This window comes from Pseudomonas sp. LG1E9, from assembly GCF_003290225.1.
Classification (GTDB): Bacteria; Pseudomonadota; Gammaproteobacteria; order Pseudomonadales; family Pseudomonadaceae; genus Aquipseudomonas; species Aquipseudomonas cyclaminis.
The window spans coordinates 5,722,879-5,739,585 of record NZ_CP029983.1 but is presented as its reverse complement, the minus strand read 5'-3'; the positions used below and the strand labels follow the sequence as shown (position 1 = coordinate 5,739,585).

Genomic DNA, 16,707 nt, shown 5'->3' with positions numbered 1-16,707 from the left:
GCATGTTGGATAAATTGAAACAGGCGTTCTGGAAAGCCCTGACCCCGGACTTGATTGCCGAGACGGTCGAGGCACCGACGCAAAGTCTGTTGTCGGCCGACGTGCTGAGTGCATTGGGTGGCGTGGCTAACGTCAAGTCACAACAGCATGTGGCGCTGACGCGGGTAAGGGTGCAGTTGCAGGAGGCGGGGCGATTGGATGAGGCGGCGTTGAGGGCGACGGGTGTAGCGGGAGTGATGGTGTTATCGGACGGCGTGGTCCACCTGCTGACTGGGTTATAAGACGACGTCGATCAAGGTTGAGCCATTTGAATGAGGTGCAGTTGGTGTGTGGTGAGGGGGCCTTTGTGGTGATCGAGCCTCTCTGGTGATCGGGCTTTTTGTGGTGAGCAGGCTTTTTGTGGTGAGCGGGCTTGCCCCGCGCTGGGTGGCGAAGCCGCCCCAAAACCAGGCGCTACGGTTTTCCTGAAAAATCGCGGCGGGCCTATGGGGGCTGCTTCGCCCAGCGCGGGGCAAGCCCGCTCACCACAAAAGCCTCCCTCACCACAAAGGCACCACAAAGGCCCCTTCACCAGAGAGGCCCGCTTGCCACAAAGGCCTGTCCCACTCGGGTACCTAGAGCTTCGGGTTGTCTTCCGGCGGCTTGGTCTTGTCCACACCCGGCACGTGCAGGTTGCCTTCGACCACCTGGTTGCCTTCCAGCTGCGGCTGCGTCACCCAGGTCAGAATGTCGTAGTAGCGCCGGATGTTCGCCACAAAGTGTACCGGCTCACCGCCACGCGCATAGCCGTAGCGGGTCTTGCTGTACCACTGCTTCTGCGACAGGCGCGGCAGCATTTTCTTCACGTCCAGCCACTTGTTCGGGTTCAGGCCTTCTTTCTTCGCCAGGGTGCGCGCGTCGTCCAGATGGCCGGTGCCGACGTTATAGGCGGCGAGGGCAAACCAGGTGCGGTCCGGCTCGGCGATGCTGTCGTCCAGCTCATCCTTGATCTTGGCTAGGTACTTGGCGCCGCCCATGATGCTTTGCTTGGGATCCAGGCGGTTGGACACGCCCATGGCCTGGGCGGTGTTCTGGGTCAGCATCATCAGGCCGCGCACGCCGGTCTTGGAGGTGACCGCCGGTTGCCACAGTGATTCCTGGTAGCCGATGGCCGCCAGCAGGCGCCAGTCGACCTTTTCTTCCTTGGCATAGGCCCGGAAGTGCTTCTCGTATTTGGGCAGGCGCTGCTGCAAATGCTGGGCGAACGTATAGGCGCCGACATAACCGAGTACATCGACGTGCCCGTAATAGCGGTCTTTGAGGCGTTGCAGGGTGCCGTTCTTTTCCACCTTGTCCAGGTAGCTGTTGATCTCGTTGAGCAGGCTGTTGTCTTCGCCTGCGGCCACGGCCCAGCTCTGGTTGCTGGCGTTGCCCAGGTCGAAGGCCACGCGCACGTTGGGGAAGTACACCTGGTTCATCGCCACTTCGTTGGAGTCCACCAGGGTCAGGTCGATCTGCCCCTCGTCCACCATGCGCAGCAGGTCGACTACCTCAACGGCGTCGGATTCTTCGTATTCAATCGCAGGATTCTGCTTTTTAAGCGCCGCCAATTGTTCGGCGTGGGTGCTGCCCTTGAGCACCATGATCTTCTTGCCCACCAGGTCCGCCGCGTTGGTCGGGCGTGACTGGCCGTTGCGGTAGATGATCTGCGGGGTGACTTCCAGGTAAGGATGGGAGAAACGCACTTGTTGCTGGCGCTGCTCGCTGCTGACCAGGCCGGCGGCGGCAAGCACCGGGCCATTGGCTTTGCCCAGTTGGCCGAACAGGTCGTCGAGGTTGTCGGCGGTCTCGATTTCCAGCTTCACGCCCAGGTCGTCGGCAAAGCGCTTGACCAGTTCGTATTCGAAACCGGTTTCACCGTTGCGGTCCTGGAAATACGTGGCCGGGCTGTTCCGGGTAATCACCCGCAATACGCCATCCTCCTTGATTCGCTCAAGCGTGCTGGGTTTATCAACACAGGCGCTGAGCATCAGGAAGAGTCCGGTGGCGATGAGCCATTTGGCGCATCGCGGGCGCAAAGCAGTTGGGGAGAACATCTGCGCAGTATACGCAAACGGCCCACGGCGCCATATCTCGACAGCGGCGGTCTTGTCTGCTAGCGCCGCCAAAACTGTGCTGTAGCCCGCAGAAACGTGGCTTGGCGGGTAATTGTGACGGTTAAAATAACTGCGCCGAATGCCTTGGATAATGCCCCGATTGCATGCAAACCCTGCCAACTGACGTTCGGCAGCAGCCGGCGATGCCGTTTCGGGTGCCGTTAGCGATGGTTTACGCTAGAATGCACGGCCTCAAAGCACACCCCTTCCCGAGGCTGTCCCGAAGATGTTGATCCTGCGCGGCGCTCCTGCCCTTTCTGCCTTTCGCCACAGCAAACTCCTTGAACAACTGAGCCAGAAGGTTCCAGCGGTTACAGGCCTGTATGCTGAATTTGCTCACTTCGCCGACGTTACCGGCGTATTGACCGCCGACGAACAGCAAGTGCTGGCACGCCTTCTGAAGTACGGCCCAAGCGTTCCCGTTCAAGAGCCTACCGGCCGCTTGTTCCTGGTTCTGCCGCGGTTCGGCACCATCTCGCCCTGGTCGAGCAAGGCCAGCGACATTGCCCGCAACTGCGGCCTGGACAAAATCCAGCGCCTGGAGCGCGGTATCGCCTTCTACGTCGCCGGCCAGTTCAGCGATGCCGAGGCCGAGCTGATCGCCAGCAGCCTGCACGACCGCATGACCCAGATCATCGTCAGCCAGCTCGAACAGGCCGCCGGTCTGTTCAGCCACGCCGAGCCCAAGCCGCTGACCGCGATTGATGTGCTCGGCGGCGGCCGCGCCGCCCTGGAGAAGGCCAACACCGAACTGGGCCTGGCCCTGGCCGAAGACGAGATCGACTATCTGGTCAACGCCTTCAACGGTTTGCAGCGCAACCCCCACGACATCGAACTGATGATGTTCGCCCAGGCCAACTCCGAGCACTGCCGTCACAAGATCTTCAACGCCAGTTGGGACATCGACGGCCAGAGCCAGGAAAAAAGCCTGTTCGGCATGATCAAGAACACCTACGTGATGCACAGCGAAGGCGTTCTGTCGGCTTATAAGGACAACGCCTCGGTCATCGTCGGCTCCGTCGCCGGCCGCTTCTTCCCGGACCCGGAGACCCGCCAGTACGGCGCGGTACAGGAGCCGGTGCACATCCTGATGAAGGTCGAAACCCACAACCACCCGACCGCGATTGCTCCGTTCCCAGGCGCAGCCACCGGTTCGGGCGGCGAAATCCGTGACGAGGGCGCAACCGGCCGTGGCGCCAAGCCCAAGGCGGGCCTCACCGGTTTCACCGTGTCCAACCTGCAGATCCCTGGCTTTGAACAGCCGTGGGAAGTGCCGTACGGCAAGCCTGAGCGCATCGTCACCGCCCTCGACATCATGATCGAAGGCCCGCTGGGCGGCGCCGCGTTCAACAACGAATTCGGGCGCCCGGCACTGACCGGTTACTTCCGTACCTTCGAACAGTCCATCACCACGCCTCACGGTGATGAAGTGCGCGGCTACCACAAGCCAATCATGTTGGCCGGCGGCATGGGCAACATCCGTGAAGAACACGTCAAGAAAGGCGAGATCCTGGTCGGCTCCAAGCTGATCGTGCTCGGCGGCCCGGCGATGTTGATCGGCCTGGGCGGCGGCGCGGCTTCTTCCATGGCCACCGGCACCAGCTCGGCGGACCTGGACTTTGCTTCCGTACAGCGCGAAAACCCAGAGATGGAGCGTCGCTGCCAGGAAGTCATCGACCGTTGCTGGCAGTTGGGTGACAAGAACCCAATCAGCTTTATCCACGACGTCGGTGCTGGTGGTTTGTCCAACGCCTTCCCGGAACTGGTCAACGACGGCGACCGTGGTGGTCGTTTCGAACTGCGCAACATTCCAAACGACGAGCCGGGCATGGCCCCGCACGAAATCTGGAGCAACGAATCCCAAGAGCGTTATGTGCTGGCCGTCGGCCCTGAAGACTTCGCGCGCTTCCAGGCCATCTGCGAACGCGAGCGTTGCCCGTTTGCCGTGGTCGGCGAAGCCACAGCCGAGCCGCAACTGACGGTTACAGACAGCCACTTCGGCAACAGCCCGGTGGACATGCCGCTCGAAGTGCTGCTGGGCAAAGCCCCGCGCATGCACCGTTCGGCGGTACGTGAAGCCGAGCTGGGCGATGATTTCGACCCAAGCGCCCTGGAACTGGCCGACAGCATCGAACGTGTGCTGCATCACCCGGCCGTGGCGAGCAAAAGCTTCCTGATCACCATCGGCGACCGCAGCATCACCGGCCTGGTGGCCCGTGACCAAATGGTCGGCCCATGGCAGGTGCCGGTGGCTGACGTTGCCGTGACCGCCACCAGCTTTGACGTCTACACCGGTGAAGCCATGGCCATGGGCGAGCGTACCCCGCTGGCCTTGCTGGACGCCCCGGCGTCGGGCCGCATGGCCATTGGTGAAACCCTCACCAACATCGCTGCTTCGCGTATTGGCAAGCTGTCCGACATCAAGTTGTCGGCCAACTGGATGTCCGCGGCCGGTCACCCGGGTGAAGATGCACGCCTGTACGACACGGTCAAAGCGGTCGGCATGGAGCTGTGCCCGGAGCTGGGGATCACCATTCCGGTGGGCAAGGACTCGATGTCCATGGCCACCCGTTGGAACGAAGACGGTACCGACAAGAGCGTGACTTCGCCGCTGTCGCTGATCGTTACCGGTTTTGCACCGGTCACCGACATCCGCCAGACCCTGACCCCGCAGCTGCGCATGGACAAGGGCACCACCGATCTGATCCTGATCGACCTGGGCCGTGGCCAGAACCGCATGGGTGCCTCGATCCTCGCGCAAACCCACGGCAAGCTCGGCAAACACGCGCCGGACGTCGACGACGCCGAAGACCTCAAAGCCTTCTTCGCCGTGATCCAGGGCCTTAACGCCGACGGCCACCTGCTGGCTTACCACGACCGTTCCGACGGCGGTTTGCTGACCAGCGTTGTAGAGATGGCGTTCGCCGGTCACTGCGGCCTGAACATCGTGCTCGACAGCGTTGCCGAGGATGCTGCCGAAATCAACGGCATCCTGTTCAACGAAGAGTTGGGCGCCGTGATCCAGGTGCGCCAGGACGCCACCCCGGATGTACTCGCACAATTCAGCGCCGCTGGCCTGGACGATTGCGTGGCGGTGATCGGCCAGCCGATCAACAACGGCGAAATCAATATCTCGTTCAATGGCGATACCGTGTTTGCCGGCCAGCGCCGCCTGCTGCAACGCCAGTGGGCCGAGACCAGCTACCAGATCCAACGCCTGCGTGACAACGCCGACTGCGCCGAGCAGGAATTCGACGTGATCCTGGAAGAAGACAATCCGGGCCTGAGCACCAAGCTCAGCTTCGACGTCAACCAGGACATCGCCGCGCCTTACATCAAGAAAGGCATTCGCCCACAGGTTGCCGTACTGCGTGAGCAGGGCGTCAACGGCCAGGTGGAAATGGCGGCTGCATTCGACCGCGCCGGCTTCAATGCGATCGACGTGCACATGAGCGATATCCTCGCCGGTCGCGTTGACCTCAACGAGTTCAAAGGCCTGGTGGCCTGCGGTGGTTTCTCCTACGGCGACGTGCTGGGTGCCGGTGAAGGCTGGGCCAAGTCGGCCTTGTTCAACAGCCGTGCCCGCGATGCGTTCCAGGGTTTCTTCGAACGTAACGACAGCTTCACCCTGGGTGTGTGCAACGGTTGCCAGATGATGTCCAACCTTAGCGAACTGATCCCGGGCAGCGAGTTCTGGCCGCACTTTGTGCGCAACCGTTCCGAGCAGTTCGAAGCCCGTGTGGCCATGGTGCAGGTGCAGGAATCCAACTCGATCTTCCTGCAAGGCATGGCCGGTTCGCGCATGCCGATCGCCATCGCCCACGGTGAAGGCCATGCCGAGTTCGAAAGCGAAGAAGCACTGCTCGAAGCCGATCTGTCCGGCACCGTGGCTCTGCGTTTCGTCGACAACCACGGCAAGGTCACCGAAAGCTACCCGGCCAACCCGAACGGCTCGCCGCGCGGGATCACCGGCCTCACCAGCCGCGACGGTCGAGTGACCATCATGATGCCGCACCCGGAGCGTGTGTTCCGCGCCGTGCAGAACTCGTGGCGCCCGGAAGAGTGGAACGAAGACGGCGCCTGGCTGCGTATGTTCCGCAACGCGCGCGTCTGGGTGAACTAAGACGGTGTACAAGCTCGCCTTCTTTGTGCCCGACAGCCATGTAGAGGCGGTGAAAACCGCCGTCTTCGCTGCTGGCGGCGGGCGCATCGGCGACTACGACAGCTGCGCCTGGCAAGTGCTGGGCCAGGGCCAGTTCCGGGCGTTGGACGGCAGCCAGCCGTTTATTGGCCAGGTCGGGCAAGTTGAAGCAGTCGAGGAATGGAAGGTTGAGCTGGTGGTGGCGGATGCGTTGATCAAGGCCGTTGTGGCCGCGTTGAAGCTCAGCCATCCCTACGAGACACCGGCCTATGAGGTGTGGCAGTTGGCGGATTTCTGATCCGGGTACTGCAGCAACACAAAACCCGTCGAGCCCTTTGGGCCGGCGGGTTTTTTATTGGCTTGGTGACCGTAGTCGCAGTTTTACGGGGCGGGTGTCAAGTTGACTTCAAACCTGAGGGCGCTCTCCAGGGTTTTTGGCGAGATGAAGCGCTTGTCCTTCAAGTGCCAACGATCAATGAAAAACAACCCGTTATCGTCGATCTGGATAGGGGTCGATACAATTTCACCGCTGCTGGAATGATGCAGCAGGTTCATTTCAGTGCTTGAAGGGTTTTCGATCAGAAAGTACCCAGGGCGGCTTAATCGCGACCTGTCGGCTTTGGTGAAGAACGGCGATGACCGCCGGCCTTCTACACCGACTTTCAAGGTGAAATCGCTTCGGGCGGCACCGGGTTTCAGGCCCGTGTTGATCTCCCAGGTATCGGGGTGGATACCGGTGGGCGGTGACGGCGCAACGTCCCGTACGTAGAGACTGACCGCATCATGCAACTCCACCAGCCCGGGTACACCCTTGTTCGTATTGGTGTGGGCATTGCCGACAAAGGCCACCCATTTGTGAGCGCCTTGTGCGGCCTGGTCGGCCTCGATCACCTGTGATGCATAAAAGCTGAAGAGGCTGTTGCGGTTCAGGCCTTCACTGTCCACAAGACCTTTGAGGTAGTAACTGGCTGTGCAGTCCAGCGCCTTGATGCGAATCCCGTGTTTGTTTGCTTTCTCGATGACAGCGGTGAAGTGACTACCGCCCTCGTACCCGAGCATGTGTCCCCTGTTCAGCGCTGCCAGGTACTGTTCCAGTTTTCTGTTCAACAGGGCGGTCTTGAAAAACGTATCCAGATCCTGCTGGAACAGGTCGCTTGGCAGGTGTTCGAAATAGAGCGTCTTGACCCCCAGTTGCTCAAACGTACTCATGTGCTTGATCAGGAACGCCTTGCTCGACTGGTCACTGTGAACTTCGCCGATCACCAATCCTGCGGCGTCACGTTTGAAAATCTGACGGATGAACGTGTCGGCCGAGGTATCGGGTTTTATTTCAGGCAAGGCGGACCTGGCAGTCGCCGTCCGGTTCTTAAAGTATGTCTGCGCGTGATCCTGCAGCCGAAGGCGGGTTTCTTTAAAGGCACTGATTGCGCGGCGACCTTCAGCGTCAGAGGGAACATAGCGGGTGTCCAGCCCATCTGGGTGCCGGATCATTTGCAGCACGCGGTCGTGAAACTCGGGAGGCAGGTCGAACTTGGCAAGCACGCTTGTCGAAGGCGATACCGGACTTGTTGAAGGCCCGGCAGTGGCGATGCCTTTGTAGGAAGTGCGCATCGTCAGTCGGTAGTCGGCTTTGGCAAGTGCGTCTTCCGGTATGCCGCCAGCGGTATCTGCCCAGATCCCCACCGGCTGGTTGGGCCCCACATCTTCTATGCGCAGGGCGATGGTTTTTTGCAGGTCGGCCATGCCCGGAATCTGATTGAAAGTGCTCATGCGGGTTTGATGAACCAGTGCAATCCAGCCGTCATCCGGGTGAGCGGCGATGTCGGCTTCAATGACTTTATGCGAGTAGAAGTTTCTGAGGTCGTTGGTCCGGGGCGTAGTGGGCGGCGTGTCACCGAACATCAGCGCATCGTCGAGCTTGTACGAGGTGGTGGCGTCCAGCGCCTTGATGGCGATGCCTTTTTTACGCGCGGTTTTAATGAGCATGGCGTACGAATAATGGGAATGCCTGTTGAAGCCAAAAGTCTCGTCGAGGGTGTTGAGGTGGCTATCAAGGTGCATTGACGACCGGCCAGGCGTGAGCTTTGCCAGCTTCGGCGCGAACACATCGCCCGGTATGTATTCCAGGTAGAGGCGTTTTATGTTCTGCCCGACGAACGCGTCGAGGTTGTCGATCAGGAATTTTTTGATGGCAATGGAGCTGGGAATTTCGCCGATGACCAGGCCTTTGTTTTCGCCCACCAGCTGTTTGATCAGCGTGCGGTGAGGCGTGCTGGCCTCCAGCGCCAACACGTCGGCGCGTGGCGGCGGGATGTCCAGGTAGGTGAAGAAATTTTTCGCATCGTTGGCCAGGTTCGCGACCTGTTTTTGATACGCCTCATAGGCGGGCTGGTTGAGCAGGGCCAGAGAGAATCGGGTCCGCTCAGCGTAATCGGCTTGTTGGCGCAGAAACCGTTTGACCGATTCGGGGTTGAGGATCAACTCAAATTCGGGCAGGTGCTTTTTGGGAATTTCGTACGGATCCAAGGGTTGCAGTGGTTCGGGGACCTTTTCATATTTAGGTCCTGGGGCACCGCCCTTCACGCCGGTACGTACCCAACGTCCGTCGGCATCCGGCGCCGCCAGACGGCTGGTGGACACCAGTCTGCCGCTGGTGGGATCATCGCGGTAGAGCAGGTAGCGTCCGATCGGGTCAGGTGTTTTCGGCGCCCAGAGTAACTGGCCTTCATGGATGACTGGCTGCATTGTGGCCGGGGTGAGGGGCGGCGGGTCCAGCTGTTCGATCAACTGCATGGCCTGGCGTTGTTCGGCGGTCCGTGCGACCTGGCGTAGCGGCCGACTCGCTTTGGCAAGGATGCCCAGCGCCGGACGCAAGTCGGTGGCCAGCGCGCCAGCGGTATTGAGCACAAACCCGATGTAATGCCCGAGCGCCGCACCGGCGTCACCCTGGTTGTAGGCGTGCAGGGCAAGCATGCCGTCCTTGAACGCCAGCAATGCGCCCACGCTCAGGCTGACAACGGGAAAGGGCGCGGTGGCAATAGCTGCCAGCAACTCGACGCAAGTCCACAGAATGCCGCTGATCATCTGCGTACGGCTGACGGTTGTCGCGTTGACGTTGTCGATTTTGCGCTGGATGTTCATGTTGTACAGCAGTCTGCGCAGATCGGGCACACCGGGGAGTGCGTGGATCGAGTCGTAGAACGCTGTGCTGCGGCTGGTGCTGTCGATGTGTTCGGGGAGGTTGTCCGCAGCCCGCTGCAAAAAAGTGCGGACACGCATCTGCGACTGCAGGCCGACGCGCTCCATCAGATAGCCGGGCATGCCTTTGGTTTTTTTCAGCAAATAGTTGAATTGCCGGGCTTCGCGAAAGCTGATGCCGTCGGGGGCTTGCGGGGTGTACAGCAAGACCGGGTTGTCGGCGTGGCTGAACAGGTAGCAGCCGATCACCCAATCGCCTTCGATCATCAGGCGATGGATCGGATAGGTGCTGCGTGCCGAGGCCGAGGTGTCGCCCATGGCATCGATGCTGCGTTCCAGCCAGTCCAGATCCACCCCGGCAATGTCGCCGAGCAAGCGCGACTCCAGCGCGGCGTTGCGCAATTGCAACTGGGTGATTGCCAAGGTGGCGTTGCGTCGGTAGTGATAGTCGGCCTGGGTTTCGTCGAGCAGTTTCGACTTGACGAGGTTGATATAGCGCTCGCCAATCCAGACTCCCGTGACCGAACGCGCCACCTGTTCCGGGCTCAAGGCGCTCAGATCAAGCCCAGGAGGGCCTTTGAAGCGGGCCGACCGGGAAAACTGCTCGTTGATAAAGCCTATCCCGTCGGCGTACCCGTCACGAAACAACTGCGTATAGCTGATGGGCGCCGAGGGCTTTACGAATAATTCAGGCGGGACGTAGGCCCAGACGGTATCCGGATCGATATCGTTTTGCGCGCGGCTCAGCAGGCGGTTTAGTTGTGCCTTGGCCTGTTGGTGCACGTAAGTTTCAAAGGCCGGGAAGTGCGCCTCTGATCGAGTATCTGCCTGATAGAGGGCTTGGGCGCCGACGGCGTCGTCGGCCTGGGTCGCCAGTTTTTTACGCAGATCGGCCGTCGTCGAGCGATACCAGGCCGGCGTGGCGTAATCGTAATCATCGATTCGCCGGCTCAGCAGATGCTCCGCCATGATCGTCAGGCATTGGGCGTGATTGCACGGCGCATTGAAGGTGATTTCTTCATGCTCCTTTGCCGCTGGCTTGAAGCTCAGGCCGGTCAGCAGCTGTTTCAGCTTGGGTTGAAAACGCAAAGGCACCTGCTGCAATACGTATTCGCTCATGCCGGGTGTGCCGTTGTGCAGGCACCAGCCGAGGATATGCGCCCGCAGGTCGACTTCTTTGTTGAACCTCTGCCATTGCATGCCGCTCGGCGCATCGGGCGTGCACAGCAACAGACGCTGGATCGCTCCGTTGGCATCGCGCTGGCGCAACACCCACAGATCGCGCAGTTGCGCGCCGTGAAACGACACACTCGACGCCTCCAGCTGCGCATCGTTGCCTTCACGCAGGCGTTGTACGAGGCGGTAATCGTCATCGTTGATATGGCCCTGCAACGTGGCCAGATACGCGAGTGCCTGGATGCGTTGGTCGAGCATTCGCTCGATAGCGGTTTTCAGCGGCGGCTGTTGCTGGATGGATTTTTGAACGTTGGCAAAGTCCAGGCGGGGTTGCAGTTGCGTCAGCACTTCAACCAGATACGCGGGTGTCAGCGATCCATAATCATCCTCAAGCGGCTCACCGGCATAGGTGAGCCGGGTGTTCGTGAGAAACGCGCTACCCGGTTCTTCATCATGGGTGTGCAGACCTCGCAGGGCCAGTTCGACAAGATTTTTGTGATCGTCGTATTCGCCGACGTTGGCCACGTGGCGACGCGTGCTGATGTGCAGTTGCTGGGGATCGAGATCGTGAATGTCCAGGTCATCACTCAGGCGTTCGAGCAACTGGTAACGCGCCAGGGCGTGCGGGGTGGCGGCGGGGCCGAACAGGTCCAGCAGGTTCTGGCGTGCCTCGTTGTAGCTGGCCAGGTGCTCGGCGAGCAGCTGCCGCCGGGTAACGCTGGCGCTGCGATACCAATCCGGAGCGCTCAGGCGCAAGTGTCGCTCCAATAATGCCTGGGCGCGCAGCTCCAGGTAGGCCGTCAGGTCGGGCAGCGTCTGCTGGAGCGCACGTTCAAGGCGCTGCATCAACTGCGTTGCGCTGTTGGCTGGGTTGTCGGCGGTGTTCAATGCCCATTCGATGTCCTGGCGGCGTTTCTCCAGCAGGCTGTCGTAACTGTGTTCGAACAGCGGCTTGTCGCTGATGGGCGAGAGGGCCAGCGGCCAGATCGCGACCGTCGGCAAATGCTGGTAACGCGCCGGGAGCAGTTGGCTGAATTCGTTGACGTGCAGCAAGTGGGCGTTGAGTTCACCCAATGAGTCAAAGGCTTCCAGGCCGCGAACGGGAGTGAACAACAAGACCCTGCCGGGCAAGGCTGAGGTTGCCAGGTCATTGACCGGCGCCACGAACGGTAAGCTGATGATAAACGCACCAGCCAGTTCTACGGTGTGCTCCTGGTACTGGAACGTCAGGGCCCACGCCGCGGGACGCAACTGCGGGCCGAGGCTCAGCCTCTGCACGTCCTTGAAGTCATCCCGGTGCAACAGGCGATCCTCGACGCCCAGTTTGGCCTGATGTTCAAGGGCAGTGAAACCGGCGGTATAGGTCATGAATGTCTTGCGCGACTGATTCGAGATCAGGTCACGCGCCTCCAGGTCCGACAGCCTCTGCGCCAGCTCACGCTTGAGCGCGTCCAGCACTCGCCGGCCGTCATCGGTGTGCAGGTCGGCCGAGGCGAGCGCCTCAAAGGCGGCGCGACTGTTTTTGAAAAACACCCGGTTGGCGGATATGAGTGTGGTGTTCAGTTGTTCGAGGAAGGCCAGCGAGGCCGAGGATTTTTGCCCGATTCGCGGCAGCTCGACCTTCAGTAAATGACGGGCGATGTTGGCAATATCACCTTTGATCGCGTCGTAGGAAGGGGGTGTAACGTCAGCGGTGCTCATAGGCCCGTTTTCCATGCTGAGGAGTAGAGTCGTCAGCATGGAAAAGCTGGGTTGGCGGTGGGCGGTATATAGGTGGGCCAGGCCTGGGCGCTAGCCTGCAGCCACTACCGCTTCAGGCCTGGCACTTGACCAATCGTTCCAGCGCTTGACCCAATCCGGGTGCCTTGTCACCCATCAACAGGTGCCAGACACCGCTTTCTAGCTGGCGTACACCCAGGCAGCCCCGCGCAGTGAGATCAGCTTCAGACAAGCCTGAGTCATCTGCCAACTCCACCCGCAAGCGCGTCATCGCCACCACTTCCAACTGGCGCACATTCGCCCGGCCACCCAAGGCATCCAGCCATTTTTCGGCTTCCCGCACATTCACCTCGACCGGCTTATCCACAGGCGCAACCGCCACGGGCGCAGTCGCGGCAAACGACGGCATGGCCAGTCGGATCTCATCCGCAATGCTGTCCGCCATCGGCCCGACCACCACTTGCAAACTGCCACCGTTGCCTGGCCGTACCACTGCCATGGCGCCCAGCGCTTTCAGTTGCGTGTCTGCCGCTTTGTTGCGATCAACCAGGTCCAAACGCAACCGTGTCGTGCAAGCACCGACGCTCAATAAATTTTCTGCACCGCCCAACGCACTGATATACGCGCTGGCGCGCTGGTTGTCGGTCATGGTTTGCGCCTGTGCGACGACGATGTCTTCGCGTCCTGGCGTCTTGAGGTTGAAGCGGCGGATGCAGTAGCTGAACACGCTGTAGTAGATCAGTGCATACGCCACGCCGACCGGCACCACCCGCCAGCCGTTGGTGGATTTGCCCCAGCCCAGCACCATGTCGATGAAGCCGCCGGAGAAGGTGAAGCCCAGGTGAATGTCCAGCAGGTTGGTGACGGCCATCGACAGGCCGGTCAACAGCGCGTGCAGCAGGAACAGGAACGGCGCGAGGAACATGAACGCAAATTCGATGGGTTCGGTCACCCCCGTGAGGAACGATGTCAGGGCCATCGACAGGAAAATCCCGCCCATGATTTTACGGCGCTCCGGCAACGCGTGGCGGTACATCGCCAGGCACGCGGCGGGCAGGCCGAACAGCATCACTGGGAACATGCCGGTCATGAACTGGCCGCCGTTCGGGTCGCCAGCAAAATAGCGGGTCAGGTCGCCGGTCACCACCGCGCCTGTCGCCGGGTCAGTGAAACTGCCGAACACAAACCAGGCCATGTTGTTGAGGATATGGTGCAGGCCGGTGACGATCAGCAAGCGGTTGAACACACCAAAAATAAACGCACCGAGGCTGCCGCTTTCCATCAGCAACACGCCGAAGCTATTGATACCGTGTTGGATCGGCGGCCAGATCAGCCCAAAGATTACCCCCAGCCCGACCGCACTGAACCCCGTGACAATCGGCACAAACCGTCGCCCGCCAAAAAATGCCAGGTATTCCGGGAGCTTGATGTCCTTGAAGCGGTTGTACAGCGCGCCGGCCATCAAGCCGCTGACGATACCGGCGAGCATGCCCATGTTGATGGTGGTATCCATCACCTTGAGCGTCGAGATCATCACCAGGTAACCGATCGCCCCGGCCAGCCCGGCCGTGCCGTTATTGTCGCGGGCGAAACCCACCGCGATACCGATGGCGAAGATCAGCGCCAGGTTGGCGAAGATCGCCTGCCCGGCATCGTGCATCACCGCGATGTTCAGCAGGTCGGTGTCACCCAGGCGCAGCAGCAGGCCGGCAATCGGCAGGATCGCGATGGGTAGCATCAGCGCACGGCCCAGGCGTTGCAGGCCTTCAATAAACAGTTGGTACATGGCGAGTCTCCTTTTTCTTGTTGTTGTCAGCTCAATGGCCAGTGGCGGTGACAGGCTTGGCGAACGGCCTTGGCGCTGCTCAGGTTGAGCAGTTCCTGGCTCCGTTGCCGGCATTGCGCGGCGTCCAGATGGCGCACGCGATCCTTGATTTCGCCAATTTGCGGCGGGCTCACGGACAGCTCGCGCACCCCGAGGCCAACCAGCACGGGAGTGGCCAGCGGGTCGGAGGCCAGGGCGCCACACACACCGACCCACCGGCTATGCTTCGCCGCGCCTGCGCAGGTCTGGGCAATCAGGCGCAACAGCGCCGGGTGCAGCGCATCGACCCGTGCGGCCAGGCCGGCGTGGTCACGGTCCATGGCCAGGGTGTATTGCGACAGGTCATTGGTGCCGATGGACAGAAAGTCCGCATGTTCGGCCAGTTGTTCGGCCATCAGCGCGGCGGCCGGTACTTCGATCATCACCCCCAGTTCCGGGCGTTGGGTCAATTCCAGTTCGGCACATAGCTCATCCAGGCGCTGGCGGATGTGCAGCAACTCGCCGACTTCGCTGACCATCGGCAACAGGATCCGGCAGCGTTGCAGCGGGCTGACCTGCAGGAGGGCGCGCAGTTGCTGGTCGAGCAGTTCCGGGCGCACCTGGGCCATGCGGATACCGCGCAGGCCCAGCACCGGGTTGGCCTCGGCGGGCAGCGGCAGGTAATCGAGTTGCTTGTCGCCGCCGACGTCGATGGTGCGGATGATCACCGACTTGTCGCCCATGGCATCCAGCACGGCCTGATAGGCCAGGCGCTGTTCCTGTTCATCGGGCGCGGTGTGGCGGTCAACGAACAGGAATTCGGTGCGCAGCAGGCCAACGCCGTCGGCGCCGTTTGCAAAGGCAAGCTGTGCTTCGCTGCTGGAGGCCACATTGGCGGCGACTTCGACACCCACGCCGTCGAGGGTCTGGGCCGGCGTCCGGGCGAGGGTCTGTTGCTGCTGGCGCTTGAGCTTTTGCGCATCGCGGATCTGATGGACTTCGGCGTGTCGTGCCTCGTCGGGGTGCAGTTCAAGGCGGCCATGAGCAGCGTCCAGCACCACCCGTTGGCCTTGCGGTACATCCAGCACTTCGCCGCCCAATGCCACTACGCACGGCAAACCTTTGCCCCGGGCCAGGATCGCCACGTGGGAGGTGGCGCCGCCTTCGGCCATGCAGATGCCGGCCGCGTTTTGCGCGCTCAGTTGCAGCAGGTCCGAGGGAGTCAGTTCATGGGCGACGACAATGGCGCCAGCGGGCAACTCAAATTGCCAGGCCTCGCCCAGCAGTGCGCGCAATACTCGTTGCTGCAAATCCCGCAGATCGTTGGCGCGCTCGGCAAACAAGGGTTTACCCAAACCTAGCAACACCGCGCATTGGGCCTGGATTGCATTGCGCCAGGCATGGGTGGCGGCGCTACCTTGTTCGATGGCGCCAGTGGCGGCGTCCAGTAGTGTCGGGTCTTCCAGCAGGGCCAGATGGGCGGCGAAGATCTCTTCTTCCTCGACGGCCTTGCGCTGGCGGGCGTGCTCCAGGGTATTGCGGATTTCGCCGCGTACCCGTTCCAGGGCGCTGTTCAGGTGTTGCAGTTGTTCATCACGCGCATGGTTACCCGGGTCCTGCGGCAGCTCGATGGTGTTGAGCCGGAACAGCGGCCCGCAGACCAGGCCGGGGGCTGCGCAGACACCCTGCAATACGCCCGCTTCGGTATTGAGCGGGCGCGCCGCGACGATCACCGGGGCATGCACTTCTTCGTGGGTGGCAACGGATAACGCTGCGACCAGTGCCTGCAACGCCGCATCACAATCCTTGCCCTGGCAGGTGACCTGTACCTCGTCCTGCTCACCGATGCCCAACCCCATCAACCCCATCAGGCTGGCGCACGACGCCGATTTACCGGCGAAATGCAGCTGCGACTGGCTGCTGAAGCCTTGGGCGGTCTTGCGGATCAGGGCGGCGGGGCGCGCATGCAGGCCGCCGCGATGGGTGATGCGCACGCTGGCGCTGGCATGTGCCTGGGAGTTGTCGGCCACCGCAGCCTGCACGGCGCCAGCCTGACGCGCGACGATGCGCAGCAATGCCTCGCCGACCTTCACAGTATTCAACGCCACCGGGCGCACTTCGAACTGTTCGCCATTGGTGAGAATGATCAGGCTGACCAGGCTTTTGCACTGGCGGGCGATGCGGTCCAGGTCAAAGCGCACCAGGGCTTGCCCGTTGCTGACCCGCGTACCTTCCTTGACCAGTAAGGCGAAGCCTTCGCCTTGCAGTTCGACGGTGTCGATACCCACGTGCAGCAGGACTTCGGCGCCATTGTCGGCGCGGATGGTCAGGGCGTGGCCGGTACGGGCAACATGGGTCACCACGCCAGCGCACGGCGCATGCAGGCAGTCGTTGAGGGGGTCAATGGCAATCCCGTCGCCCATGGCACCACTGGCGAACACTTCATCTGGAACGTTGCCCAGGGTCAGCACCGGTCCGCTAAGAGGGGCGCTGAGGGTGAGGTCATTATTATTGTCGGGCATGGGCACGGTACT

At 61.4% G+C, this 16,707-nt stretch carries 7 protein-coding genes; 3 read left to right on the top strand and 4 right to left on the bottom strand.

The window, feature by feature from the left end; genetic code table 11:
- The first annotated feature begins 2 nt into the window (after nucleotides 1–2).
- Nucleotides 3–281, top strand: a complete 279-nt coding sequence (locus DNK50_RS26275) for a PTS transporter subunit EIIB (RefSeq protein ID WP_112196647.1) — start codon at nucleotides 3–5, stop codon at nucleotides 279–281.
- 333 nt (nucleotides 282–614) lie between these two features.
- On the opposite strand, the gene mltF is transcribed toward DNK50_RS26275, so the two are convergent.
- Entirely contained in the window at nucleotides 615–2,075 is a 1,461-nt protein-coding gene (gene mltF, locus DNK50_RS26270; protein WP_099585591.1) for a membrane-bound lytic murein transglycosylase MltF, read from the bottom strand.
- Nucleotides 2,076–2,361: 286 nt separating this feature from the next.
- Between mltF and purL the strand changes: the two genes are divergently transcribed.
- Nucleotides 2,362–6,258 (top strand): phosphoribosylformylglycinamidine synthase, encoded by a 3,897-nt coding sequence (gene purL / locus DNK50_RS26265; protein WP_112196646.1) that lies wholly within the window; start codon nucleotides 2,362–2,364, stop codon nucleotides 6,256–6,258.
- Between the two features lie 4 nt (nucleotides 6,259–6,262).
- Complete coding sequence (locus DNK50_RS26260; RefSeq protein WP_099585589.1) at nucleotides 6,263–6,574, top strand: YqfO family protein; 312 nt, start codon at nucleotides 6,263–6,265, stop codon at nucleotides 6,572–6,574.
- A gap of 83 nt (nucleotides 6,575–6,657) precedes the next feature.
- Here DNK50_RS26260 and DNK50_RS26255 read toward each other — a convergent pair whose 3' ends face one another.
- The 3 genes from DNK50_RS26255 to ptsP all read right to left on the bottom strand — a co-directional run bounded on the left by DNK50_RS26255 (nucleotide 6,658) and on the right by ptsP (nucleotide 16,695).
- A complete protein-coding gene (locus DNK50_RS26255; RefSeq protein ID WP_112196645.1) occupies nucleotides 6,658–12,351 on the bottom strand; it encodes a membrane-targeted effector domain-containing toxin in 5,694 nt (1,897 codons plus the stop codon).
- A 112-nt stretch (nucleotides 12,352–12,463) separates the two neighbouring features.
- Nucleotides 12,464–14,155 (bottom strand): N-acetylglucosamine-specific PTS transporter subunit IIBC, encoded by a 1,692-nt coding sequence (gene nagE, locus DNK50_RS26250; protein ID WP_112196644.1) that lies wholly within the window; start codon nucleotides 14,153–14,155, stop codon nucleotides 12,464–12,466.
- A 26-nt stretch (nucleotides 14,156–14,181) separates the two neighbouring features.
- A complete protein-coding gene (gene ptsP / locus DNK50_RS26245; RefSeq protein WP_112196643.1) occupies nucleotides 14,182–16,695 on the bottom strand; it encodes a phosphoenolpyruvate--protein phosphotransferase in 2,514 nt (837 codons plus the stop codon).
- Between the last annotated feature and the right edge of the window lie 12 nt (nucleotides 16,696–16,707).

Excerpts from the sequence above, each read along its gene's own strand:
- DNK50_RS26275 (WP_112196647.1), top strand. The coding sequence starts at position 3 with ATGTTGGATAAATTGAAACAGGCGTTCTGGAAAGCCCTGACCCCGGAC.
- mltF (WP_099585591.1), bottom strand. The coding sequence starts at position 2,075 with ATGTTCTCCCCAACTGCTTTGCGCCCGCGATGCGCCAAATGGCTCATC.
- purL (WP_112196646.1), top strand. The coding sequence starts at position 2,362 with ATGTTGATCCTGCGCGGCGCTCCTGCCCTTTCTGCCTTTCGCCACAGC.
- DNK50_RS26255 (WP_112196645.1), bottom strand. The coding sequence starts at position 12,351 with ATGAGCACCGCTGACGTTACACCCCCTTCCTACGACGCGATCAAAGGT.
- nagE (WP_112196644.1), bottom strand. The coding sequence starts at position 14,155 with ATGTACCAACTGTTTATTGAAGGCCTGCAACGCCTGGGCCGTGCGCTG.
- ptsP (WP_112196643.1), bottom strand. The coding sequence starts at position 16,695 with ATGCCCGACAATAATAATGACCTCACCCTCAGCGCCCCTCTTAGCGGA.